This is a genomic window from Acidisphaera sp. L21 (assembly GCF_009765685.1).
In the GTDB taxonomy this organism is placed as follows: domain Bacteria; phylum Pseudomonadota; class Alphaproteobacteria; order Acetobacterales; family Acetobacteraceae; genus LMUY01.
This window is the reverse complement of the sequence record NZ_LMUY01000032.1, coordinates 20,823-44,138: the sequence shown is the minus strand read 5'-3', so window position 1 is coordinate 44,138 and position 23,316 is coordinate 20,823. Positions and strand designations below refer to the sequence as shown.

The following is a 23,316-nucleotide window of genomic DNA, read 5'->3' as shown; positions in this document are numbered from 1 at the left end:
GTGGAGTGCCCAGTATGGACGTGCGTGCAGCAGTGGCTTTCGAAGCAGGACAGAAACTCAGCATCGAAACGGTGCAGCTCGACGGCCCGCGCGACGGGGAGGTCCTGGTCGAAATCAAGGCCACCGGCATCTGCCACACCGACAAATTCACCCTGTCCGGCGCCGATCCGGAGGGCCTGTTTCCCGCCATCCTTGGCCACGAGGGCGCCGGAATCGTCGTCGACGTCGGCCCCGGCGTGACGTCTCTGAAAAAGGGCGATCACGTCATCCCGCTCTACACGCCGGAATGCCGCGAGTGCGATTACTGCCTCAGCCGCAAGACCAATCTCTGCCAGAAAATCCGCATCACCCAGGGCCGCGGCCTTATGCCGGACGGCACCAGCCGCTTCTCCTACCAGGGCAAGCCGGTGCTGCACTACATGGGCACGTCGACCTTCGCCAACTACACGGTGGTGCCCGAGATCGCGCTGGCCAAAATCCGCCCGGACGCGCCGTTCGACAAGGTCTGCTACATCGGCTGCGGCGTCACCACCGGGATCGGCGCGGTCATCTTCACCGCAAAGGTGCAACCCGGCGACAACGTCGTGGTGTTCGGCCTGGGCGGCATCGGTCTGAACGTCATCCAGGGCGCCCGCCTCGCCGGTGCCGACATGATCATCGGTGTCGACCTCAACCCGGCACGCGAAGCGCTCGCCCGTAAGTTCGGCCTAACCCATTTCGTCAATCCGAAGGACGTATCCGGCGACCTCGTGCCGCACCTGGTGGAACTGACGAAGGGCGGTGCGGACCACAGCTTCGAATGCGTCGGCAACACCACGCTGATGCGCCAGGCGTTGGAATGCGCGCATAAAGGCTGGGGCAAATCCACCATCATCGGCGTCGCCGGCGCCGGGCAGGAGATCAGCACCCGCCCGTTCCAACTGGTCACCGGCCGCGTCTGGCAAGGCAGCGCCTTCGGCGGCGCCCGCGGCCGCACGGATGTGCCAAAGATCGTCGACTGGTACATGGAGGGCAAGATCAACATCGACGACCTGATCACCCACATCCTGCCGCTCGACCGCATCAACGAGGGCTTCGACCTCATGGCGTCCGGCGAAAGCATCCGCAGCGTCGTCGTCTATTAGCCCAATGTGTCAAGAGGACGATCGTCCTCTTGCGGGGCACGGGGCAGCGCCCCGTCCTCCAACAGCAACCGAGCCAGCGTATCGAACTCCGCGATCTCCAACGTCTCCGCCCGGCGCTCCGGGGCGATGCCGGCGCGGGCCAGCAACGCCTCTCCACCGAGCCCGCGCAACGACCCCCGCAGCATCTTGCGGCGCTGCCCGAACGCCGCGGCCGTCAGCTTCTCCATCGTGGCAAACAACTCGGCAGAAGGCTGCTCGGCATACGGCCGAAACCCGATCACCGCCGACACCACCTTCGGCGGCGGCCAGAATGCGGCGGCGGGAATGCGGGTGAGCACGGCGGCCGTGCCGGTCCATTGCGCCAGCACCGCCAACCGGCCATAGGCGCCGCTGCCCGGCGGCGCGCAAATCCGTTCCGCCACCTCGAATTGGAACATCAGCGTCAACCGTTCCCATGCCGCCGCCTGGCGCAACCAGCCGATCAGCAGGGGGGTGGCGACGTTGTAGGGCAGGTTCGCCACCACGACACGTGGCGCTGGCACCACCTCCGTCAGATCCATCGCCAGCGCGTCCCCGGCGATGACGCGCAGACGGGGATTGCTTGCGGCCAATTCCTCCATCGCGCCAACCGCACGCGGATCGATCTCGATCGCGGTCACGTCGGCCGCCGGGCTGTCCAGTAGCGCGCGGGTCAACCCGCCAGGGCCTGGCCCCACCTCCACCACATGCCGCCCGGCCAGATCGCCGGCGAGCGCCGCGATGCGCCCGGTCAGGTTCAGATCCAGCAGGAAATGCTGGCCCAGCGAGCGCCGGGCGTCCAAACCGTGCCGTGCGATGACGTCGCGCAAAATGCCCGGCGGGGCGGGCGTGCTCACCCCCGCAGGTCGATGATCGCCCGGCGCCGCAAATCCCGCACCAACTGGCGCGACACCAATTCCACCCGCTCGCTCAGCAGGCCGGCGGTGATCTCTTCCTTGTTCCCGGTCTCGGCCATGTTCTTGCGGTCGCTGGTGCAGATCATGATCAGGCCGATGCCATCGACCGAGATCAGCGGCCGGCTGATCTGGCCCGGCGTCAGCCCCGTCAGCAATGAGCGCATTGGCCCAGCCAGCCCCTCCAGCCGCACCGCACCCGGGTCTGCCGGGCGGCTGCTGCCATCGGCCTTCGCCGCAGCCTCCATATCGCTGCAGCTATGCGCCGTCTTGCCAAGCGATTGCGCGACGGCGAGCTGTTTCTTCGCCTGCTCGGACGGGTTTTTCGGATCCAGCGGGGTGCTGAACGGCAGGAACACCTGCCGCAGCGTAATCATGGTCGCCATATCGTTGCCCACGGTCCGCTTGCCGCGCAGCGTCACGATGGAGATGCCGCCGGGCACCCGGATCGGGTTGCTGATCGCCCCATCCGGCATCGCCTGCAGGATGGCGCCGACCTGAGGGTCCATCTGGTTCAAGTGGACCCAGCCCAGGTCGCCGCCCTGCAGCGCCGTCTGGTTCTGGCTGAACTGCGCAGCCACCACGGCGAACGGCGCGCCCGCATGCAACTGCCCGATGACGGTATCGGCGAACCGGGTCGTGTCGGCGGCCTTGGACGGGTCGTTGATCGGCAGGAAGATCTCGCCCACGCGATATTCGGTCTGCCCACTTTCGGCCTTCAGCACCGCCATCTGGGCGCTCACATCCGCATCGCTGATCTCGGCGCGCGGACCCAGTTCGTCGCGCAACACGCGCGTCCAGCCGAGCTGCACCCGGGTCTGGTCATACAGCGTGCGCAGGGCCACGCCCTCCGCGCCCAGTTTGCCCCGCATCGTGCCCGGCGCCATGCCATTGCGCTGCTCGATCCCCGCAACCGCATCGGCGATCTCCTTGTCGGTGACCACCACCTTGCGCTTCTGCTCCTCCTGCAGGCGCAACCGCTCGTCGATCAATTGCTGCGTCACCTGCGGCCGCAAGCGGGCCAGCACTTCCGGCGTCAACGGCAGCCCCGTGGACAGCGCGAATAGCCGGCCGCGTGCCTCGACATCGCCCTGGCTGATCACGTCGCCATTGACGACCGCAACGATGCGTTCCCCAGGGGCAGGCGTTCCAGTAGCAGGCGCTCCAGCAGCAGGTGTTCCAGTAGCAGGTGTTCCAGTAGCAGGCGTTCCAGGGGCAGGCGTTCCAGCAGCGGGCGCACCAGGGGTTGCCGTGTCTGTCGCAGCAGTCGTCGTTCCGCGCCTGGCGGCAGCAGCGGCGGCCGTGGCATCGGCGCCCCAGCACAGGCAAAGCGCGGCCGAGAGAAGGCCTGAAGTGGCAAGATGGCGCATGGCGTTGTTTCCGTTGCTATCCGTGGAACCCAAACTGCCCGACGGTCTTAAGCGTGATCTGGAACAGGATTGTGGTGCTACCGTGGTCATTATCGATCGACGTATAGCGCCGTGAGAAGTTCACGTCGAAGATGAAGCACTCATCCTCATACGTGCCATGCGCGCCGATGCCAACGAGCTTGGATACCGTCAGATCGCGCCGAACGTAGCCCGCCAGCTTATACTTCCCATAGGTCGTGCTGGCGCCCAGCGTCAGTTCGTCCCGCGGAACGAAATAGCTGGCCGGGTAACCAGTCGGCAGCACGGATGTGGGGTTCTGGTCGAACAGGAAATACGGGTTGGTCGACGAGTAGAGGAAACCGACGCTCGGCCGGAACAGCGGCACACCGGCCGAGCCGACGGCCTCCGCAAAGCCGATATTGCCGTTGCGCGGGTCCACCCGGGTGCGCGTCGTCAGATCGAACCAGGTTGCCGGGGTGATGGTCGCGCGCGCCACCACGTCGGACACATGCCGGTCTAGGCCCGACTTCAGCGGCAGGCTCTTATCCAGATGTTCGCGATACGACTGGCCGATCAGCGTATCGATATTGGTGGTTCCCACCGTCCAGGCTGCGTGCAGCCCGGCATTGGCGCGCAACCCGCCCTCGAACCGGTCGATGCCCGGGAACCGGTTCAGCGAGAACAGATTGGCGTCCGTGAACTCGAAATCCATGCTGTCTTCGTTCGGGATGTTGCGCCCGAAGAAAGACCCGGCATTCGGCGCGCCGATCACTTGCACGATCGGCTCCAGGATCTGCGTCCCCATGCTGCCGGCATCGCGCATGAACGGCCACCGCATCTCCGCCGCTATCGTCGGCTGGGCGCGCACGGTGGTGACGTTCCCGCTATTGCCGTAGGTCGGCTGCTGGTCGAGGCTGGTCGCCTGGTAAGCCGCCATGTCGGCATGCAGGGTAATCTTATATTGCTCGCCCAAATCGCCGCTGAACGGGCGCTGCCAATCCAGGCTGCCGCCGGCCCGTTGCGTGTTGGTGCCCTGCTCGCGGATCACGTTGAAATCGGTGGTATCGAACCGCAGCCGGCCACCCAACGGGTCGGGCTCGGAGAAGAAGCTGTATTCGTACCGCGGCAGCACGTAGGGCAGCTTGCTCTGCGTAATGCTGGTGGCCAGGCCCTGGTAGGCGATCGCGTCCAGCTTGGTGTAGCTGCCGACGCCGAAGCCCTCGATGAACCCGGTGCTGGACAGCACGCTGCTATAGTTCTGCACCCGGAAATCGCGCAGGTAATCGGTGGAACTGGCGCGGTTGATGTTGAACCCGTAGCGCCACGTGTCGTCGTAGTTGAACGTGCCCTTGGCAAACACGTAGCCCTGCGGCTTGCCCTGGTCGATGGCGGTCGCGCCCTCGACATGCAGCACGCCGTTGTTGAACCGCCGCCGATACTCCGCCGCCAACTCCTCACCGGACCCCGTCGTAACCTCCGGCGTGATCGTCACGTCCTGGTTGGGGTCGATCGCCCAGAAATACGGCGTCGCCAGGAAGGCGCCGATATGGCTGCTCTGCCCGAAGGACGGTACCAGGAATCCGCTGGCGCGCCGCACCGACGGGTCCGGATGCGACAGGTATGGCAGGAACGCCACTGGCACGCCCAGCATGTCGATGGTGGCGTCCCGATACTCGATCTGGTGGTTTTCCAGGTCCTGGGTCGCCGTCAACGCGCGGATCTGCCACAGCGGCGGCTTGGTCGGGTCGGTCTTGCACAGGTCGCAGGTGGTGTAGACGGCGTGCGTCAACTCGTTGACCTTGCCGTCCACCCGGCGGGCGCCATTGGCCGCCAGCTTGCCATTTTCAGCCAGCAGGGCACGCATGTCCTTCAGCACGCCCTCCCGCATGCCCTGCGTCAGCTCGGCATAATCGGCGAACAACACCTGGCCGTCCGGCTCCACCATGACGACGTTACCGGTAGCCGCGGCAACGTTGGTGTTGCGGTCGAACGTAATCTTGTCGGCACGCAGCACGTGGTCGTTCTGCCACGCCTCCACATGGCCGGAGGCGGTGACGATCCCGGCGGTGCGGTCGTACTCGAAATTGTCGGCGGTAAACGCCACCGGCTGGTTGCGATCCATCGGCGTCGTGTTCTTGCTGCCGCCGACGACACTGCCCAATTGCGCGGCCGCCGGGCGCGGCAAGGCCAGCGCCACGGCGCCCACCATAGCCACCGCGATCAGCCGGCGATCCAGCCAGGCAAACACGATCCTAGCCCGGTCCATCAGCCATCCTCGAGGTGAAGCAGCAATGATACGGCAAGCATCAGCCCGGCGAGCGCCGGCGCCCAGGCGGCCAGCATGGCGGGGAGCGTGCCGGACTGGCCAAACTCCTCCGCCACTTTCGATACCACGAACAGCATAAACCCGGCCGCAACGCCACTGCCGATCATCTGCGCCACGCCGCCACGCCGGGTTGCCCGCATCGAGAACCCGGCGGACACCAGCGTCATCGTAGCCGACAGCAGCGGCAGGGCCAGCAGCGTCTGGAAATGCAGCCGGTGGCGGATCGCAGAAAAGCCCGAGCGTTCCAGCAGGGAGATAAAGTCCGGCAACGCCCAAACCGACAAAGTGTCCGGCGAGGCGAAGCTCTCCTGCACCCGGTTCACCGTAAGATCGGTCGGCAGCGTCATCGTACCGATATCCTCCGGCAGGTGGCCCGGCGACATCGTGCGCGCGCCCTCCAGCACCCATTCGCCCCGGATCAGCCGCGCATCCCGCGCCTCCACCCGCGACAACTCGCGGTCATCGGCGCTCAGGCGGAAGATGCTGACGTCGGACACGGTGAGCTTGCCGTCCGCCAGGTTCACCCCACGGGCATGCAGGATGGCGACGCCCGCCGGGTCCAGCCCATGGTCCGCCTGGCGCAGCCAAAGCTGCCCGCCCGTCAGCGCCAGTGGGCCGCCGCCGGTGCGTAGGTAGGTGCTGTCCAACGCCTCGGCCCGCGCCAGCATCGCCGACGACAGGGGGCTGACGATGCCGGTGGCAATCGCACCGATCAGCAAGGCGCAGGCCACCGGCGCAGCCAGGAACTGCCACGCCGACACGCCGGCGGCGCGCGCCACGATCAACTCGGACGACCGGGTCAGTCGCCAGAACGCGATGATGCCGCCCAGCAGCACGGCGAAGGGCAGGATCTGCATCGCGATATAGGGCAGCCGCAGCGCCGCGATCTGCATCACCAGGCCGAACGTGGCGTTGGGCTTGGTCGCCGACCGCCGCAGCAATTCGATGAAGTCGAACAGCGACACCAGCCCGGCCAACGCCGCCAGCATCGCCAGCACGGCGGCGTTGAACTGGCGCGCCACGTATAACGACAGGGTTGCGGCGATGGTCATCCGGCCCGAACCATCCGCCGGTCTATGCCAATCGAGTTGAGTTGCGGCCCATACAGCAGCCACGCGCAGATCAGCCCGGGTCCCGCGGCCACGGCCCATATCAATGGCAGCAGCGCAGTCGACCTTGCCGCCAGGTTGGCCACCGCAAGCTGCAGCGCCAGCAGCGCCACCACCGTCAGCACCGCCGTCAGCGGTCGCAGCACGTTGCCGTGGCGCCGGAATGTCCCCGTCAGCACCGACAGCAGCGCCACCATCGCGAACGATGCCGCAGTCAGCGGGGCGGACAGCCGCCGTGCGGCCTCGACGAAGAATTTGCCGGCATCACGTGCGTTCAGCGCACTGCTTTCCGGGTGCAGCAGTTCGGCCAGCGACATCTCGTTCGCATCCCGATACCGCACGTCGTCGCCCTTGGCCGTCTGCGTCAGATCGACCGAGTTCTGCGTGAACGTCAGCACATTGAGCCTGCCAGTCGTGCGATCCACTTCCTCGCGTGAGCCATTTTCCAGCAACACCGCCGGCCCGTTCGGCCCGTTGATCAGCCGCCCGCGCTCGGCCAGGATCGTGGCGCGGCTGTTCTTCTGCCGCCCATCCTCCACCAATATCCCGCGCAGCGTCCCGTCCACGTCGCGCGACCGGACATACACCGTCAAATCGTCGGACACCGGGGTGAACACCCCCTCCTGCAGCAGGAAGGCGGCGATCCGGTTGCGGATCTCGAACTGGTATTCGCGGAACGCGGCATAGCTGCTGGGCACGATCGCCAGATTCAGCACGAAGCAGCACACGACCGACAGCACCGCTAGCGACAAGGCCGGGCGGGACAGTGCCAGCGGCGACATCCCGGCGGCGCGCATCACCGTCAGCTCCCGGTCCCCGGCCAGCCGGCCATAGACGAACAACACCACGACGAAGGTGGTGATCGGCAGGATCACGGCCACGAAATTGGGGATCAGCAGCCCTGTCAGCTGCAGGAATACCCACAGCGACAGCCCGCGATTGACCACCAATTCCACGAATCGGAGCGACTGCGTCAGCCAGATCAACGCGACGAGCGCGCTGGTCGCTGCCACCAATGCGGTCAGCAACTGGCGGAAAACGTAGCGATCCAAGCGGGTTACGACGGGGCGTGGCATGGTGACGAAGCGGTTGTCCTGGCTCGGGCGGCGCACCATACCCTCGCAGGCCCCCTGGTTAAAAGCCGCGACATCGCTTGAGGAACATTCCGGTTCCCAGCTGTTGCCCTATTCGATGTGCACGATGACGCCAGGTACCGGCGGCCGGCGGGGTAGAAACAACGCCAAAACGCCCGTCAGAGCCATCAGCCCCACGTTGCAGGCCAGCGCCGTAGCCAGCGCCCGTTCCCAATCCGCCCGCGTCGGGTCCGCACCCAGCACCGTGAAGAACAGCCCCATGATGACCGCGATCCCCAGGGCGAACCCGGTCTGCTGCACCATGGTGAACACGCCGGACGCCGCCCCGGCCTCCTGCGGCGGAATGCGGCTGCTCCCCACCACCGAGGCGACCAGCGTCGGCAGCGCCAACCCCTGGCCGCAACCGTACACGATCAGCACCGGCCACAAGATCAGCATGTTGAGCGGCGCCCCATGCCCCATCGCCGCCATCACCACGATCACCAGCAGCGTGATGCCCTGCAGCGCCGTGCCCAGCGTGATCGTCAGCGGCCCCAACCGCCGCGACACGTGGGACGAGAATAGCGAGCACCCGACGAACCCGATCCCGAACGCCACGAATACCAGCCCGCAGGCCAGCGGCCCATACCCGAACCCCTGCTGCAGGAAAATCGTCAGCCCCATGAAGAACGCCGCCAGGCCGGAGAAGAACGTCATCGCCATCACCAGCCCCAGCGAGAACGCCGGGTCCCGGAACAGCCGCAAATTCACCAGCGGCGCCCGCCCCCGGCTCTGCACCAGCCATTCCCACAGCACGAACAGCCCCAGCGCCGGGGCCGACGCCACCAGGCAAACGATGGTCCAGGCCGGCCAACCCAGCGGCTGCCCCTCCACGAGCGGATACACCAGCAGCAGCACCGTCAGCGTCGCCAGGCCGATGCCGCCGAAATCCAGCGTCGGCCGCCCGCTCGCCCGCGACTCCCGCAGCACGCGCGCGGCAAACACCAGCGCCACCGCGCCGACCGGCACGTTCACCAGAAAGATCGGCCGCCAGCTCAACCCGGCGATATCGGCCTGGATCAGCACGCCGCCCACCAACTGCGCCGCGATCGAGGCCAGCCCCAGCGTGGTGCCGAAATACCCGATCGCCCGCGCCCGCTCCCCCGGCGGGAAGGTGACGCGGATCATCGCCAGCACCTGCGGGTTCATCGCCGCCGCCGTCGCCCCCTGCAGGATCCGCGCGGCGATCAGCATACCCGGCGTCGCCGCCAGCCCGCACAGCGCCGAGGCGATGGTGAACCCGATCATCCCCACGATGAACAGCCGCTTGCGCCCATACAGATCGCCCAGCCGCCCACCGGTGATCAGCAGCACCGCGAACGCCAACCCATACCCGGCGACCACCAACTCCTGATCCGCCGGCGCCGCCCCCAACTCGGTATGCATCGCCGGCAGCGCGACGTTGACGACGAAGAAGTCGAACGCCGGCAGGAACGCCCCCGTCAGCAGCACCACCAGCGCCATCCAACGCTTCGGGTCCGGCGCCTCCTCCTGCAAGGCGGGCACCGGCGTGGTCAGAGGAACAGGCTGGAGGGCGAGGGTAGCCGAGTGCTCGTTCACCAACAGGCTTTCACGGCAACACCTTGCCAGGGTTCATCAGCCCGGCCGGGTCCATCGCGGCCTTGATCCGGCGCATCGCCTCCAATTCCGCCCCGCCCCGCCAATCCGGCATCATGTAGGGCTTCAACTGCCCCACGCCGTGCTCGGCGGAGAACGACCCGTCCAGGTCGCGCACGATCTCCCCCACCGCATCCATGATCTCGTGGTCGCGCGCCAGGAACGCCGCGCCATCCGCGCCCACCGGCTGCTCGAAATTGAAGTGGATGTTGCCGTCGCCGATATGCCCGAACGCCACGCACCGCACCCCTGGGATCAGCGCCGCCACCGCTTCCTGCCCCCGGCGCAGCAACTCCGGCACGCGGGACACGGGGACGGAGACATCGTTCTTCACCGACGCGCCCTCGCGCTTCTGCGCCTCGGCATGTTCTTCGCGCAGCTTCCAAATCGCCAGCCGCTGCGCCTCGCTCTCGGCGATGGCGGCGTCGGTGACGGTGCCATCCTCCAGCGCCGCCTCCAGCACCGTCTCCAGCACGCCGCGCAGATCGCTGCCCGCCCGTGCCGTCGCCAGATCCACCAGCGCGTAATGCGGGGCAGGGGCGATCGGCAGCACGGCGCCCGGGATGTGCCGCATCACCAATTCCATCCCCGGGCCGCCCATATATTCGAACGCCTGCAGCGCCGCCGGGTCATGCCGTTGGAACCGCGCAAACAGTGCCAGCGCCGCCTCGGTCGAGGGCACGGCGCACAGGGCCGACTCGCGCTGGCGTAACGCCGGGGCCAGCTTCAACACGGCAGTCGTGATGATGCCGAGCGTGCCTTCCGCCCCCACCATCAACTGGCGCAGGCAATACCCGGTGTTGTCCTTGCGCAGCCGCCGCAGCCCGTTCCAGATCGTGCCATCCGGCAGCACCGCCTCCAGCCCCAGCACCAGGTCGCGCGCGTTGCCGTAACGCACGGTGTTGTTGCCCCCGGCGTTGGTGGCCAGCACCCCGCCGATCTGCGCCGTCCCCTCGGACGAGATGGACAGCGGCAGCAGGCACTCCGCCGCCACCGCCGCATCCTGCGCCGCCTTCAGCGTCACCCCAGCCTCCAGCGTCATCGTCATATCCACCGGATCGACCGAGCGGATGTGGTTCATCCGCGCTGTGCTGATCACGACCTCGCCCGGCCCGCTGGGCACGCCGCCGCCGACCATGCTGGTGTTGCCGCCCTGGGGCGTCATCGCCACCCCATGCGCCACGCATAGCCGCACCGCCGCCGCCAATTCCGCGGTATCGGCCGGGCGCAGGACGGCGAGCGGAGGATGATGATACAGCCGCCGCCAATCCTGCCCGGCAGTGTCGGTATCCGAGGCGTCGGTCAGCAGGCCGCGCGGCCCCAACAGGGTGGACAGCGCGTCGGCCAATGCGGACGGGAGTGACAGGGCGGGCATTTCCATCCTCCTATGGGCTTGGCCGCATGTGGCATCGAACACCCGCGCGCGGCAATGGCGGGCAGCCATGCGCCCGCCGCGACTGTGCTACGATGCCGCCAAAAAGGAGAACCCCATGACCGAACGTCCGCTCACCCTGTTCCATTGCCCCAACACCAGGTCCAGCGGTGTGCTGGCCCTGATGGAGGAACTGAGCGCCCCCTACACATTGCACGTGCTGGACCGCGGCAAGGGCGAGAACCGCGCCCCCGCCTACCTGGCGATCAACCCGCTGGGCAAAGTCCCCGCCCTGCAGGATGGCTCCGCCATCGTGACGGAGCAGGTGGCGATCTTCCTGCACCTCGCGGACCTCTTCCCCGCCGCCGGCCTGGCCCCCGCCACCACCGACCAGCTCCGCGGCCCCTATTTGCGCTGGATGGCCTTCTACGCCGCCAGTTTCGAGCCCGCTTTGGTCGACAAATTCCGCAACGTCGAACCCGGCGTGCGCGCCATGTCCCCCTACGGCAGCTACGACGAAGTGATCGACATCGTCACCAAAGGGCTGGAGCCGGGCCCCTATCTGCTGGGCAGCACTTTCTCCGCCGCCGACATCCTGTGGGGCGGCGCGCTATCCTGGACCACGGCCTTCAAACTGGTCCCCGAGCACCCGGCGATCATGGACTACGTCGCCCGCATCACCGCCCGCCCGGCCATGCAGCGCGCAACGGCCAAGGACCAGGCGTTGGCCCAAGCCCAAGCCGAAGCCCAAGCCGAAGCCGGGGCTGCCCCGCAAACATAGAGGCTGCACCTAGGGCGCGGACGGATTACAGTTCCGTCATGTTCGCCCAAATACTTGCCCGCGTCATCAAGACCGGGAGCCTCGCTATCATCGACCCTTCCGGCCGCCGCCACGTTGTCGGCGACGGAACGTCCCCCGCCGGGACCATCAGGATCCTGACCCGGCGGGCGGAGCGGGCGATGATCTTCCGCCCCACACTGGCCCTGGGCGAGGGCTACATGGACGGCACCATCCGGATCGAGGACGGGCCGCTATACGACGTGCTGGCCGTGCTGGCGCAGAATGCGGACAACGTACCGCCGGGTTCGCTCATGGCCCGGGTCGCCCGCGCCACCAACTGGCTGAAGCAGCGCAACCCGGCTGGCCGCGCCCGCCGCAACGTCGCGCACCATTACGACCTGTCCCCCGCGCTCTACGATCTGTTCCTGGATTCCGACCGGCAATATTCCTGCGCCTATTTCGCCACGCCCGACACCTCGCTGGAGGAGGCGCAGGCCGCCAAGAAGCGCCACATCGCCGCCAAGCTGCTGCTGGACCGTCCTGGGCTACGCGTGCTGGACATCGGCTCCGGTTGGGGTGGGCTCGGCCTGTACCTCGCCGCCCAATCCGGCGCCGAAATCACCGGCGTGACGCTGAGCGTGGAGCAGCAGAAATACAGCATGGCCCGCGTCGTCGCTGCCGGGATGGAGGACCATGTAAGGTTCGACCTACGTGACTACCGCCACCAAACCGGCCCGTTCGACCGCATCGTCTCCGTCGGCATGTTCGAGCATGTCGGCAAGCGCAATTATGACGAGTTCTTCGCCAAACTGGGCGAATTGTTGGCCAAGGATGGCGTCGCCATGCTCCATACCTGCGGCTTCACCGACAGCCCGGGCCCGATCGACCCGTTCATCCGCAAATACATTTTTCCCGGCGCCGACATTCCCGCCCTCTCGGAGATCAGCGAGGCGGCGCAGCGCAACAATCTCATCATCGCCGACGTCGAGGTCCTGCGCCTGCACTACGCCGAAACCCTGCGCGCCTGGCGGCAACGCTTCTGCGCCCACTGGGACGACGCGGCAAAGCTATACGACGAACGGTTCTGCCGCATGTGGGAGTTTTATTTGGCGCTCTGCGAAGTGGGTTTTCGCTACCGCACCAGCGTCGTCTTCCAACTCCAGATCACCCACCGCCTCAACGCCGCCCCGGTCACGCGCGACTACATGCTGGACTGGGAACGCCAGCCCGAACCCGGCCAACGAAGCGATTGGACCGGCGCCCGCGACTCCTTGCTCCAGCGCCACGTCCGGCCGTAACGGGTCAACGGTTCTTCGATGAGTCGGGTCATCCCCCATCCGACCAGCAGGCAGACCGGCAGCGTCGCGATGGTCACCAGCCATTGTGCCGGCGTCGCCAGGTCTGGCCTGGTGCCCAGGATCAATCCGTGCATCAGGCCGAGCACGGGCAGGTGGGTCAGATACAGGCAATAGCCATTATTGCCGACGAATTGCAGTTTGCGGGAGTGGAAGCGCTGTGCTTCGGGCGCCCCGTTGACGATGCACAACAAAAAAGCCGCGCACCCTGCACTTACCGTGAAGGGGGCGAGCAGGCCGAATAATTGCTCGCCATACAGCCTCATGCCGCCGGCTGCGATCAACCCGGCGATCGGGATGACGCGCAGAATGGGCATGAGGCGAGCCCAGTCGATGCGGTCGTCCTTCATCGCCAAGGCCGCCAGCACGCCGAAGGCAAGTGTGTCGGCGCGACCGGGCAGCAGCACCAGCGCCATCATCCCGTTACCGACCCCGCCAAAATAGATGGCGAAGCGCAGCGTTAACGTCAGCATGATCGCCGTGACCAGCACCGGCGCCAGCCACCGGCGCGGGGTGAACACGATGAAGGCGGGCACGATCAGGTAGAAATGCTCCTCCACGCCCAGCGTCCAGGTCGGGGCCAACCAATGCGCGCCGATCGTCTGCGACGCGATCATGAAGAAGCCCTGGTTGAACGTCAGATACGACCATAGCGGAAACACCACATCCGCATCGACCCAGGGATGCGCGATGGTCCGCACCAATAGGGTGAGCACGAGCACCGTGACGACGTAGGCGGGAATGATCCGGCAGAACCGCCGCACGTAGAAGACGCTGAAGAAATTCGCGTGATGCTGCTTTTCCAGGATCAGCTTGCCGATCAAAAAGCCGCTCAACACGAAGAACATGTCCACGGCGACCCAGCCGAACATCGTCGCGGTCAATCCATGCGGCAATTCACCGAAATAATGCGAGACGATGACCAGCAACGTCATCAAGCCGCGCAGCCCGTCCAGTGCCACCAGTCGCCGCTCGTTCTGCGGGCCCGCTGCGCTGTCTGACTGCATCACTCACCCCGCACACTGCAGCCAAGGTAAGTGTGCGGCGATTACAATTTTCTTAACGCACCGGCGAGTAGCCGGGCTTGGGACGTACCGGCGAGCAGCCGGGCTTATGACGTAGCGCCGAGTAGCCGGGCTTATGACATACCGGCGAGCAGCCGGGCTTAGGCCCAGCCGAGTTCCTTCAGCGCGAGGCCAGAGTGCCAGATTTTCGTCATCTGGCTGATCTTGCCGGCGCTATCGAACTGCATGACGTAGACATAGTCGGTATTGGTGGTCTTGCCCGTCGGCGGAATCGGGCCACCGGCCAAATGCGTGCCGGTGAAAACGGCATACGCGCAGACATTGTTGCGCTCGGCATCGGTGGCGAAGGATTTCAGCGTGTAATGCCCGTCTGTCATCACGGTCATCAGCCCCTGCATCCAGTCGCAATATTGTGCCAGCGTCTTGACGCCAGCCAGCGGCTCCGCCTGTGCCGCGAAGCTGGCGCCATCGGCGCAATAGGGGCTACAGGCCGCCCATCCCTTGCCAGCCTCGCAGGCCATGAAGAACTGCATCGCGGTGTCGGTGATCGATGGCATGGCGACCTCGGCTTCAGGAGTGCCCCACTGTAGAAAATGCGTTCCGATCGCGCAATTACGCCGGCGCCGGGCGGTCGACGCGCAGCAACACCAGCGCCAGGAAGGACAATCCCATCAGCGTGCCCGACAGCATCAGCGCTGCCACCGGCCCGGCGCGGTCCAGCACCAGCCCGAACAGCAGCGGTGCGCCGCCCTGCAGCACGCGCGCGGGCGCGGCCAGGATCCCGGTGCGCAACCCGTAACCGCCAGCCCCGAACAGTGCCAGCGGCAGCGTACCGCGCGCGATCGTCAGCATGCCATTCCCCGCGCCATGCAGCAGCACGAACCCGATCGCCGCAGGCGCCCCCACCACGGCCAGGATCACCGCGCCAACCGGATGCAGCACCGTCGCCACCCGCGCCGACAGCAGCGGCGACGCCCGGCGCAACAGGCTGAACTCGGCAACCCGCGCCGCCACCTGCGCCGGCCCCACCAGCGCCCCCGCCGCAATCGCCGCCGCCGGCGTGGCGCCCAGCGCCTCCAGCAACCGCGGCAAATGCGCCGCCAGCGCGGTCGACACGAACCAGGTGGCCCCGAACACGCCACCCAGGATGATCATGGTCCAGGGAATGCCCGCCGCCGCCGCCGCGGTGGATGGCGCTGCCGGGGCAGGGGGCGGGGCCTTCGGCACCACCAGCCGGTTCAGCGGCAGCCCGATCAGCAGATGCATCGCGGCCCAGGCCAGCGCCGCCCCGCGCCAACCCACCAGGTCGATCATCGCGGCGCTGGCCGGCCACCCCACCGTGCTCGCGAACCCGGCGAACAGCGTGATGCCGGTGATGGCGTTCCGCGCCTCCCGCCCATACAGCCCCGCGACGGTGGCGAACGCCGCCTCGTACAGCCCGAACCCCAGCCCAACCCCGATCACCAGCCACGCCGCCGTCAAACTGGCCGCCCCGGTCGCCAGCGACAGCAGCACCAACCCGGCAGCGAACACCAGGTTGGTCGCCGCCAGCACGTCCCGCCCGCCATACCGGTCAATCATCCGCCCCGCCAGCGGCCCCAACAGCCCCGACAGCAGCAATGCCGCCGAGAATGCGCCGAAGAACCAACTGCGCGACAGATGCAGGCTGGCCGATACCGGGTCCGCAAACACCGCGGGCAGGTAATAGGTCGACCCCCAGGCGAGCGTCTGGGTGACGCCCAGAGCGACCACCACCACGCCCTTGCCAGTGGCCACCGCGCTACGCCGCCATGCCGGCGCACCACCCGCTGGACCAGGCCCACTGGAAATTATAGCCGCCCAGCCACCCTGTCACGTCCACCGCCTCCCCCACCACGAACAGCCCGGGTACCGACCGCGCTTCCATCGTGCGGGACGACAGCGCCTTGGTATCCACACCGCCGAGCGTCACTTCCGCCTTGGCATAGCCCTCCGTCCCCGATGGCGCGACGGGCCAGGCGGACAGGCTGGTCGCCACCTCCGCCAGGGTCCGGTCGGGCACATTGGCGATAGGTCCATCCGGCCACCGTGTCGCCAGTGCGTCCGCCAGCCGCTGCGGCAACAACCCGGCCAGCACCGTGCGCAAGATCGCCCGCGGCCGATCCGCCTTGGCGGCGCGCAGGACGCCGTAGGCATCGGCGCCGGGCAACAGGTCCAGCAGCACCTGGTCTCCCTCCCGCCAGGCGGACGACACTTGCAGGATCGCCGGGCCGGACAGGCCGCGATGGGTAAACAGCATCGCCTCGGCAAACCGATGCTTGCCGCATCGCGCCTCCACCGGCAGCGCCAGCCCGCTCAACGGCCGCATCAACGGCAGGTCGTCATTGCTGGCCGTCAGCGGCACCAACCCGGGCCGCACCTCCGTCAACCCCAGCCCGAACCGCTGCGCCGCATCATGCGCAAACCCGGTCGCCCCCATCTTCGGGATCGACAACCCGCCCGTCGCCAATACCAGGGAGGCGGCGCTGAAACTTCCCCGGTCCGTTTCCACGCTAAACTGGTCCGACCGGCCCAGCCCCGTCACCCGGTGCCCCAACCGCAGATCCACCCCGGCCGCGTCGCATTCCGCCAGCAGCATCGCCACGATCGCCCGCGCCGAGCCATCGCAGAACAACTGCCCCAGCGTCTTTTCGTGGCTTGCGATCCCATGCCGCGCCACCAGGCCCATAAAATCCTCCGCCGTGTAGCGCGACAGCGCCGATCGTGCGAAATGCGGATTGCCCGAGAAAAACCGCTCCGGCGCCGTCCCCGTATTGGTGAAATTGCAGCGCCCGCCGCCGGAAATCAGGATCTTCTTCCCGGCCTCCTCCGCATGGTCCAGCAGCAGCACCCGGCGACCGCGCTGCCCGGCGATTGCGGCGCACATCATGCCCGCCGCACCCGCGCCGATCACCACCACGTCGAATGCGGTGGTGCTCACCGCGGCGCCGCGGCCCGTTGCAGCCGGTCGTTGATGGCCGCGCCCAGCCCGCCATCCGGCACCGCCATCGCCGCGATGCCGCGCAGGCCCAGCCGCCCCCCCTCCGCATCCAGCCAGCGCAAACCGGTGAATAGCGACGCAGCCGCCTCCGCCGTGTCCCCCGCCAAACTCAACTGGAACACCACCCCCGCACCCGGCAATGGCGCCCCGAACGCCAGTAGCGCCTCATCCGCCGCCACCTCGCTCGCCGCCAACCGCACCGGCAACCCCGGCGCATAATGCGACACCAGCAACCCAGGCGACCGCAACGTGCGCGATTGCTCCGCCGCCGCCGGCGTAATGCCGGAGCCGATGGGCCCCACCACCGCCTCGATCGCCTCCCGCGGCACCCCGCCGGGCCGCAGCAGGAAGGGGCGAGGACCGGACAAATCCAGCACGGTCGATTCGACCCCCACCGCGCACGGCCCGCCATCCACCACTGCGGCAATCCGCCCGCCCAACCCGTCCAACACATGCGCCGCCGTGGTGGGGGACACCGCCCCGGACCGATTGGCCGAGGGCGCCGCCACCGGCCGCCCCACCGCCTGCAGCAACGCCATCGCCACCGGATGCGCCGGCACCCGCACCGCCAGCGTGTCCAACCCGGCCCCCGCCAGCAACGCCACCGGGCAGGTGATCCGTCGCGGTAGCACCATCGTCAGCGGCCCGGGCCAGAACGCCGCGGCCAACCGCACCGCCAGCTCCGACGCCTCGACATGGCGAAACGCCGCCTCGGCATCCGGATAATGACAGATCAGCGGATTGAAATGCGGCCGCCCCTTCGCCGTGAAAACCGCCGCCACGGCGGTGTTGGACGTCGCATCCGCCCCCAGCCCGTAGACCGTCTCCGTCGGAAACGCGACCAGGCTGCCCGCCAGCAGCAACTCGGCCGCACGCGGGTCGCCGGGTAGCAGCCGCTCCGTCAATGGCCGCCCAGTGAATAGCCGCTGACGATGAAATGCGGGTTTTCCCACTTCGCCTTGGCATAGGTCAGCGTCGCGCCCTGCAGATCGGTCAGCTTGCCGCCCGCCGCCTCCAGCACCGCCTGGGGCGCCGCCGTATCCCACTCCATCGTGCGGCCGAACCGTGGATACAGATCGGCCGCCCCCTCCGCCACGCGCGCGATCTTCAACGCCGACCCGTAATTGGTGATCGTCGCAATCCGCCGCCCTGCCAGAAAAGCGTCCAGCCGCGAGTCATTGGCATAGTGCCGCGACGCCAGCACCGTCAGCCCCTCATCCGGCACCGCCCGCGCGTGGATCGGATGGCGCCCGGCCACCGTCTCCTTCCACGCACCCTTTCCAACGATGCCCCCGAACAACTCGCCCAGCGCCGGCACGCCGACCACGCCCAACACCGGCGCGCCATGCCGGATCAGCCCGATATTGACGGTGAATTCGTCCCGCCCGGCGGCGAATTCCCGCGTGCCGTCCAGCGGGTCCACCAGCCAGTAATTATGCGAGTCATCGTGTTCCATCCCAGCCGCCGCCTCCTCCTCCGCCACCACGGGGATGTCGGGCGTGGCGGCACGCAGCGCGGCGGCGATCAGCAACTCGGCTTTATGATCCGCCTCCGTCACCGGGCTGTGGTCGTCCTTGCGCATCGTCTCGAACCCGGCGGCACGCACCGCCAGGATGATGGCGCCGGCCTGCCGCGCAAGCTCGGCGGCAAGGGCAAGGAGGCTGTCGTCGTCTTGGTCCATCTGGGGATCCCCGGCCGCCGTCCGGGCATGCAGGTCCGGGCATGACGAAGCGGGAGTCTACGCACGCGCCCCCACCCTGGCAAACATCCGGGTCGCTGCTACAGTCCCGCATTGTCTGCATATCCCGGGGTCCGCTCATGCTCGCCATCGATTTTGCCCAAGCCACCGTTCCGGCGTCTGGCGCGCTCGCCCTGCTGGTGCCGGACGGCCCGGTGCTGACGGGGGTCGCCGCCGAGGCCGATCAGGCGACCGGTGGCGCGCTGACCCGCGCCTTCGCCGCGGCCAAGTTCACCGGCAAGAAGGGCTCGACCTGCACGATCCTGGCCCCGGCCGGCGGCCTGTCCCGTGTCGTCGCCATCGGCATCGGCAAGCCCGAGGAACTGACCGCCTTCGCCATCGAGGAAGCCGGTGGCGCCGCCGCCGTCGCGCTTGCGTCCGAAACCGACGCCGCCCTGGCCACCGGCACGCTGTCGCCCGACCTTGCTGCCTCCGCCGCCATGGGCGCCGTGTTGCGCGCCTACCGGTTCGACCGCTACCGCACGAAGGAGAAGGCGGACGACAAGCCCAAGCTCGCCGCCCTGTCGATCCTATCCGCCGACCCCGCCGCCGCCGTGACTGCGTGGGAGCCGATGTCCGCCGTCGCCGACGGCGTGTTCCTCGCCCGCAACCTGGTCAGCGAGCCGCCCAACGTCCTGTTCCCCGCCGAAATGGCCGAGCGCTGCCAGGAGCTGGAAAAGCTGGGCGTGAAGGTCGAAGTCTTCGGCCCGAAAGAGATGACCAAGATGGGCTTCGGCATGCTGATGGGCGTCTCGCTCGGCAGCGTGACGGAGCCGCGGATGGTCGTCATGCGCTGGAACGGCGCGCCCAAGGGCAAGAAGGGCAAGGCCAAGCCGCTCGCCTTCATCGGCAAGGGCGTCACCTTCGACACCGGCGGCATCTCCATCAAGGGCGCTGGCGGGATGGAGGACATGAAGTGGGACATGGCCGGCGCCGGTGCCGTGGTGGGCGCCATGGCGGCCCTGGCCGGGCGCAAGGCGAAGGTGGACGTGGTGGGCCTGGTCGGCCTGGTCGAGAACATGCCCAGCGGCGCCGCCCAGCGCCCCGGCGACGTCGTCACCAGCTATTCCGGCCAAACGGTGGAGATCATCAACACCGACGCCGAGGGCCGCCTGGTCCTGGGCGACGTGCTCTGGTACTGCCAGGAACGGTTCGAGCCCGCCTTCATGGTCGACCTTGCGACACTGACCGGCGGCATCATCGTCAGCCTCGGCCACGAATATGCCGGGCTGTTCAGCAATGACGAACCCCTGGCCCAAAAGCTCCTCGCCACCGGCACCGCCTGGGGCGAGAAACTATGGCGCATGCCGCTGGGCGATGCCTACGACAAGATGATCAAGAGCGAGATCGCCGACATGAAGAACGTCGGCGGCCGTCCCGGCGGCTCGATCAGCGCCGCCTGCTTCATCCAGCGCTTCGTCAACGGCGTTCCCTGGGCGCATCTGGACATCGCCGGCACCGCCTGGAGCGGCAAGGACTCACCCACCATCCCCAAAGGCGCCACCGCCTACGGTGTCCGCCTGATCGACCGTCTGGTGGCCGAGCATTACGAGGGCGACGCTGCCGCCGAATGATGCGCGTCCGCATCGCCCCTGGCACGCCGCACGGCCCCGTGGTGCTGCCGGTGCCCGTCGGCCAGCCCCGGCCGGGCTTCACCGCCCGGAATGGGGAGGCGGCCTTCGTCGGCGGCCAATGGCTGGTGGCGCTCGGTGCCGACCCGGAAGCCGCAGGCGCACTGGCCGCAGCCCGGCTGGACGGCAAGCGCGCCACCCTGGATTTGCGCGCGCTGTCGCCGGCCGACGCCGTCGCCTTCACCACGGGCGTGTGCCTGCGCGCCTGGCGCTACGACCGGCTGCGTATCATCAAGGACGCTCACCGCCTCACGCATCTGGACCTCCTCACCGACACACCCGGCCCCTTGCGTCGCGCCTGGCGGCCGCAAGCGGCGGTGCTGGACGGCGTCGCCTTCGCCCGTGACCTGGTCGCCGAGCCGTCCAACACCCTCACGCCCAACGGCTTCATCGATCGGCTGGACGCGTTGGCCGTCGCCGGGGTGAAGGTGCAGGTGCTGAAAGGCCATGCCCTGCGCCGCGCCGGGTTGGGCGGCCTGTTGGCGGTGGGCGCCGGCTCGGTCCACCCGCCGCGCCTGGTGATACTACGCTGGCCCGGCACCATCGACGCCGACCCGGTGGTGTTCGTCGGTAAGGGCATCACCTTCGACACCGGCGGCATCTGCATCAAGCCCGCCAGGGGGATGGAGGAAATGCGCGCCGACATGGCCGGCGCCGCCGCCTGTGCCGGGGCGATGCTGGCGCTGGCTACCCGCCGCTCCCCCGCGCCCGCCGCCGCCGTGCTGGCGCTGGCGGAGAACACCACCGGCGCCGCCAGCTACCGCCCCAGCGACGTACTGCGCATGGGCAGCGACATGTCGGTCGAAATCGTGGACACCGATGCCGAGGGTCGCCTGGTGCTCGCCGACGCGCTGGACTGGGCCGTCCGTCACCTGCAGCCCGCCGCGATGATTGACCTCGCAACGCTCACCGGCAGCATCGTCACCGCGTTGGGCAGCCAGATGGCCGGGCTGTTCGACAACGATGCCGGCTTCGCCACCCAACTCGCCGCCTGCGCCGCCGAGATCGGCGAGCCCGTCTGGCGCATGCCGATCGGCACCAGCCACCGTGACGATTTGAAGTCCGACATCGCCGACATCCGCCACTGCGTCCCCGGTCGCGGCCAGCCCGACGCCTGCCACGCCGCCGCCTTCCTGCGCGAATTCGTCGGGCAAACGCCCTGGGCGCATCTGGACATCGCCGGTATGGAGGCACGCGAGACCGCCGATGACCGCTACGCCGCCGGCCCCTCCGGTTTCGGCGTCCGGCTGCTGGACCGGTTGATCGCGCAATGCTTCGAGGACCCGCATCGGTGAGCGAGATCGGCTTCTACCATCTCACCCGCTCCACGGCGGAGCAGGCGCTGCCCAAGCTGCTGGGCCGCACCCTGGCCGCCGGCCAACGCGCCGTCGTCCTGTGCGGCAGCGACGCCCGCCTCCGCGCGCTGGACGAGGCGCTATGGGCCAGCGCCGACCCCGACTGGCTGCCCCACGGCAGCGCCGCATCCGGGGAGGCTGAATGGCAGCCCGTCTGGCTCACCCTGGTGCCGGAAGCCCCCAACGGCGCCCGCTTCCTGTTCCGCCTGGATGGCGCCGAGGCCGACCCGGCGGCGTTCGATCGCGTGTTCGATCTGTTCGATGGGGAGGATGCCGGGCAACTCGCCGCGGCCCGTTTGCGGTGGACGGCGTGCAAGGCCGCGGGGCATCAATTGACCTACTGGCAGCAAGGCGAACGCGGATGGCAGAAAAAAGCGTGAAGCTGCCGCTTTTCGGCCAGGGTTGCGTCCGTTACATGGCTTCTATGGAACGCAACCGACCATGCTGAAATACGCACTCCTTGCAGTGGCCGCGGCGACAGCCATTGCGGTGGTGTTCGTCATGCTGCCCACGGGCGGCGGCCAACGGCCGGAGCCGCGGATCCTGAACGCGGGCGACCCGGCGCCATCCACCGGCTTCGTCATCCACGACGCCCCAGTGCCCACCCCGGGCACCCCCACCGCCGCGACGACGCCCCCCGCCACCCCGGGCGATCTGGATGCCGTGATGCAGCGCCTGCGCGCCGCCGCCGCCAAGCCCGACCCGAACGCGCCCGCGACTGTGCCGCCGACACCACCCGGTACGACCCCCGCGACTCCAGCGGCCACACCACCCGGCACCCCGCCGATTGTGGTGTCCCCGACCGACCCGGCGGCTACTCCGCCCGTCGTGGCAGCGCCAACCGGCTGGTCCGCCGTCACCGCCCAAGGCACACGTTGGCGCATGGTGAAGTCGCCAAACGGCTATACCGTCGCCATCGACCTCGGTGGCGGGCAGACCGCCAACGTGCATGTCCAGCCGGCCTTCGGCGCGCTGGACCCGGCCTCCGTCAACGTGCGGGTGGATTATCTGCGCCAGACCATCCTACAGAATTTCACCAACCGGACCGGAACCTACAGTTTCGCCCGGGATGGCTCGGTCTCGGTCGACCAATAAAGCGCCACAATTGCAATCTGTCGCGTTTGGCAAGGTTTCCGCCACATCCGCGACACAGAGCCGCGCGTAGTCTTCTCAGCAGCAGAACGCAGGGGAGCCTCGCATGCAGATCGTCGAGCATCAGCCCACCCGTCCGATCCCTGTGCCCGTGTTGTTTACCGACGACCCGGCGAGCAGCCCCGCGGCCATGGCCCGCTACCTCCGCCGCACCAGCGGCGACGCCGCATTCTGTTTCGCCCGTGCGATGCACGAGGACGCTGCCTGGGCCAACGCGGATTGGGGCGCCTACTGGGCCGACGTGATGCGCCTGGTGTGACGCCGGGCTAACCGCCCG

The 23,316-nt window shown here is 68.1% G+C and carries 22 protein-coding genes; 8 read left to right on the top strand and 14 right to left on the bottom strand.

Annotated features, from left to right (window positions below; all coding sequences use genetic code 11):
- The first annotated feature begins 14 nt into the window (after positions 1-14).
- The gene (locus GSQ76_RS07895; RefSeq protein ID WP_158743365.1) at positions 15-1,124 is read left to right on the top strand and encodes an S-(hydroxymethyl)glutathione dehydrogenase/class III alcohol dehydrogenase; all 1,110 of its coding nucleotides are present in this window, start codon (positions 15-17) and stop codon (positions 1,122-1,124) included.
- Here GSQ76_RS07895 and rsmA read toward each other — a convergent pair.
- The 8 genes from rsmA to GSQ76_RS07855 all read right to left on the bottom strand — a co-directional run bounded on the left by rsmA (position 1,121) and on the right by GSQ76_RS07855 (position 10,986).
- Positions 1,121-1,999, bottom strand: coding sequence for a 16S rRNA (adenine(1518)-N(6)/adenine(1519)-N(6))-dimethyltransferase RsmA (rsmA, locus tag GSQ76_RS07890; protein ID WP_158743364.1), 879 nt, complete (start codon positions 1,997-1,999; stop codon positions 1,121-1,123). The two genes, GSQ76_RS07895 and rsmA, sit on opposite strands and share 4 nt — an antisense overlap.
- A complete protein-coding gene (locus GSQ76_RS07885) occupies positions 1,996-3,159 on the bottom strand; it encodes a peptidylprolyl isomerase (protein WP_158743363.1) in 1,164 nt (387 codons plus the stop codon). The genes rsmA and GSQ76_RS07885 overlap by 4 nt, the downstream gene beginning before the upstream one ends.
- Positions 3,156-3,365, bottom strand: a complete 210-nt coding sequence (locus GSQ76_RS07880) for a hypothetical protein (protein ID WP_158743362.1) — start codon at positions 3,363-3,365, stop codon at positions 3,156-3,158. The genes GSQ76_RS07885 and GSQ76_RS07880 overlap by 4 nt, the downstream gene beginning before the upstream one ends.
- Positions 3,366-3,442: 77 nt before the next feature.
- Entirely contained in the window at positions 3,443-5,692 is a 2,250-nt protein-coding gene (locus GSQ76_RS07875; protein ID WP_158743361.1) for an LPS-assembly protein LptD, read from the bottom strand.
- The gene (gene lptG, locus GSQ76_RS07870) at positions 5,692-6,804 is read right to left on the bottom strand and encodes an LPS export ABC transporter permease LptG (protein WP_158743360.1); all 1,113 of its coding nucleotides are present in this window, start codon (positions 6,802-6,804) and stop codon (positions 5,692-5,694) included. The genes GSQ76_RS07875 and lptG overlap by 1 nt, the downstream gene beginning before the upstream one ends.
- Positions 6,801-7,937, bottom strand: a complete 1,137-nt coding sequence (lptF, locus tag GSQ76_RS07865) for an LPS export ABC transporter permease LptF (RefSeq protein ID WP_158743458.1) — start codon at positions 7,935-7,937, stop codon at positions 6,801-6,803. The genes lptG and lptF overlap by 4 nt, the downstream gene beginning before the upstream one ends.
- Before the next feature lie 108 nt (positions 7,938-8,045).
- Complete coding sequence (locus GSQ76_RS07860) at positions 8,046-9,554, bottom strand: MFS transporter (RefSeq protein ID WP_158743359.1); 1,509 nt, start codon at positions 9,552-9,554, stop codon at positions 8,046-8,048.
- A 10-nt stretch (positions 9,555-9,564) separates the two neighbouring features.
- Positions 9,565-10,986, bottom strand: coding sequence for an FAD-binding oxidoreductase (locus GSQ76_RS07855; protein ID WP_158743358.1), 1,422 nt, complete (start codon positions 10,984-10,986; stop codon positions 9,565-9,567).
- Positions 10,987-11,101: 115 nt separating this feature from the next.
- Here GSQ76_RS07855 and GSQ76_RS07850 point away from each other — a divergent pair, with 115 nt between their 5' ends.
- Both GSQ76_RS07850 and GSQ76_RS07845 read left to right on the top strand, forming a co-directional pair.
- Positions 11,102-11,764, top strand: coding sequence for a glutathione S-transferase family protein (locus tag GSQ76_RS07850; RefSeq protein WP_158743357.1), 663 nt, complete (start codon positions 11,102-11,104; stop codon positions 11,762-11,764).
- A 38-nt stretch (positions 11,765-11,802) separates the two neighbouring features.
- A complete protein-coding gene (locus tag GSQ76_RS07845; protein ID WP_158743356.1) occupies positions 11,803-13,062 on the top strand; it encodes a cyclopropane-fatty-acyl-phospholipid synthase family protein in 1,260 nt (419 codons plus the stop codon).
- Here GSQ76_RS07845 and GSQ76_RS07840 read toward each other — a convergent pair.
- The 6 genes from GSQ76_RS07840 to cysQ form a co-directional block, all read right to left on the bottom strand.
- Positions 12,966-14,126, bottom strand: coding sequence for an acyltransferase (locus tag GSQ76_RS07840; RefSeq protein WP_158743355.1), 1,161 nt, complete (start codon positions 14,124-14,126; stop codon positions 12,966-12,968). The two genes, GSQ76_RS07845 and GSQ76_RS07840, sit on opposite strands and share 97 nt — an antisense overlap.
- 158 nt (positions 14,127-14,284) lie before the next feature.
- On the bottom strand, positions 14,285-14,701 hold the full coding sequence (locus tag GSQ76_RS07835) for a nuclear transport factor 2 family protein (protein ID WP_158743354.1): 417 nt from the start codon (positions 14,699-14,701) through the stop codon (positions 14,285-14,287).
- A 55-nt stretch (positions 14,702-14,756) separates the two neighbouring features.
- The gene (locus tag GSQ76_RS07830; protein ID WP_216850954.1) at positions 14,757-15,920 is read right to left on the bottom strand and encodes an MFS transporter; all 1,164 of its coding nucleotides are present in this window, start codon (positions 15,918-15,920) and stop codon (positions 14,757-14,759) included.
- A gap of 4 nt (positions 15,921-15,924) precedes the next feature.
- Positions 15,925-17,103 carry an NAD(P)/FAD-dependent oxidoreductase gene (locus GSQ76_RS07825; protein ID WP_158743353.1) on the bottom strand — a complete coding sequence of 393 codons (1,179 nt, stop codon included), beginning with the start codon at positions 17,101-17,103 and terminating at the stop codon, positions 15,925-15,927.
- Positions 17,100-18,068, bottom strand: a complete 969-nt coding sequence (locus GSQ76_RS07820; protein WP_158743352.1) for an L-threonylcarbamoyladenylate synthase — start codon at positions 18,066-18,068, stop codon at positions 17,100-17,102. Before GSQ76_RS07820 ends, GSQ76_RS07825 begins: the two co-directional genes overlap by 4 nt.
- Positions 18,065-18,844 carry a 3'(2'),5'-bisphosphate nucleotidase CysQ gene (cysQ, locus tag GSQ76_RS07815; RefSeq protein ID WP_158743351.1) on the bottom strand — a complete coding sequence of 260 codons (780 nt, stop codon included), beginning with the start codon at positions 18,842-18,844 and terminating at the stop codon, positions 18,065-18,067. Before cysQ ends, GSQ76_RS07820 begins: the two co-directional genes overlap by 4 nt.
- Positions 18,845-18,981: 137 nt before the next feature.
- Here cysQ and GSQ76_RS07810 point away from each other — a divergent pair, with 137 nt between their 5' ends.
- The 5 genes from GSQ76_RS07810 (at position 18,982) to GSQ76_RS07790 (ending at position 23,298) form a co-directional block, all read left to right on the top strand.
- A complete protein-coding gene (locus tag GSQ76_RS07810) occupies positions 18,982-20,475 on the top strand; it encodes a leucyl aminopeptidase (RefSeq protein ID WP_158743350.1) in 1,494 nt (497 codons plus the stop codon).
- Positions 20,472-21,827 carry a M17 family metallopeptidase gene (locus GSQ76_RS07805; RefSeq protein ID WP_158743349.1) on the top strand — a complete coding sequence of 452 codons (1,356 nt, stop codon included), beginning with the start codon at positions 20,472-20,474 and terminating at the stop codon, positions 21,825-21,827. Before GSQ76_RS07810 ends, GSQ76_RS07805 begins: the two co-directional genes overlap by 4 nt.
- On the top strand, positions 21,824-22,267 hold the full coding sequence (locus GSQ76_RS07800) for a DNA polymerase III subunit chi (protein ID WP_158743348.1): 444 nt from the start codon (positions 21,824-21,826) through the stop codon (positions 22,265-22,267). The genes GSQ76_RS07805 and GSQ76_RS07800 overlap by 4 nt, the downstream gene beginning before the upstream one ends.
- Positions 22,268-22,328: 61 nt before the next feature.
- Complete coding sequence (locus GSQ76_RS07795; RefSeq protein WP_158743347.1) at positions 22,329-22,982, top strand: hypothetical protein; 654 nt, start codon at positions 22,329-22,331, stop codon at positions 22,980-22,982.
- A gap of 103 nt (positions 22,983-23,085) precedes the next feature.
- Positions 23,086-23,298, top strand: coding sequence for a hypothetical protein (locus GSQ76_RS07790; protein ID WP_158743346.1), 213 nt, complete (start codon positions 23,086-23,088; stop codon positions 23,296-23,298).
- The last annotated feature ends 18 nt before the right edge of the window (positions 23,299-23,316 follow it).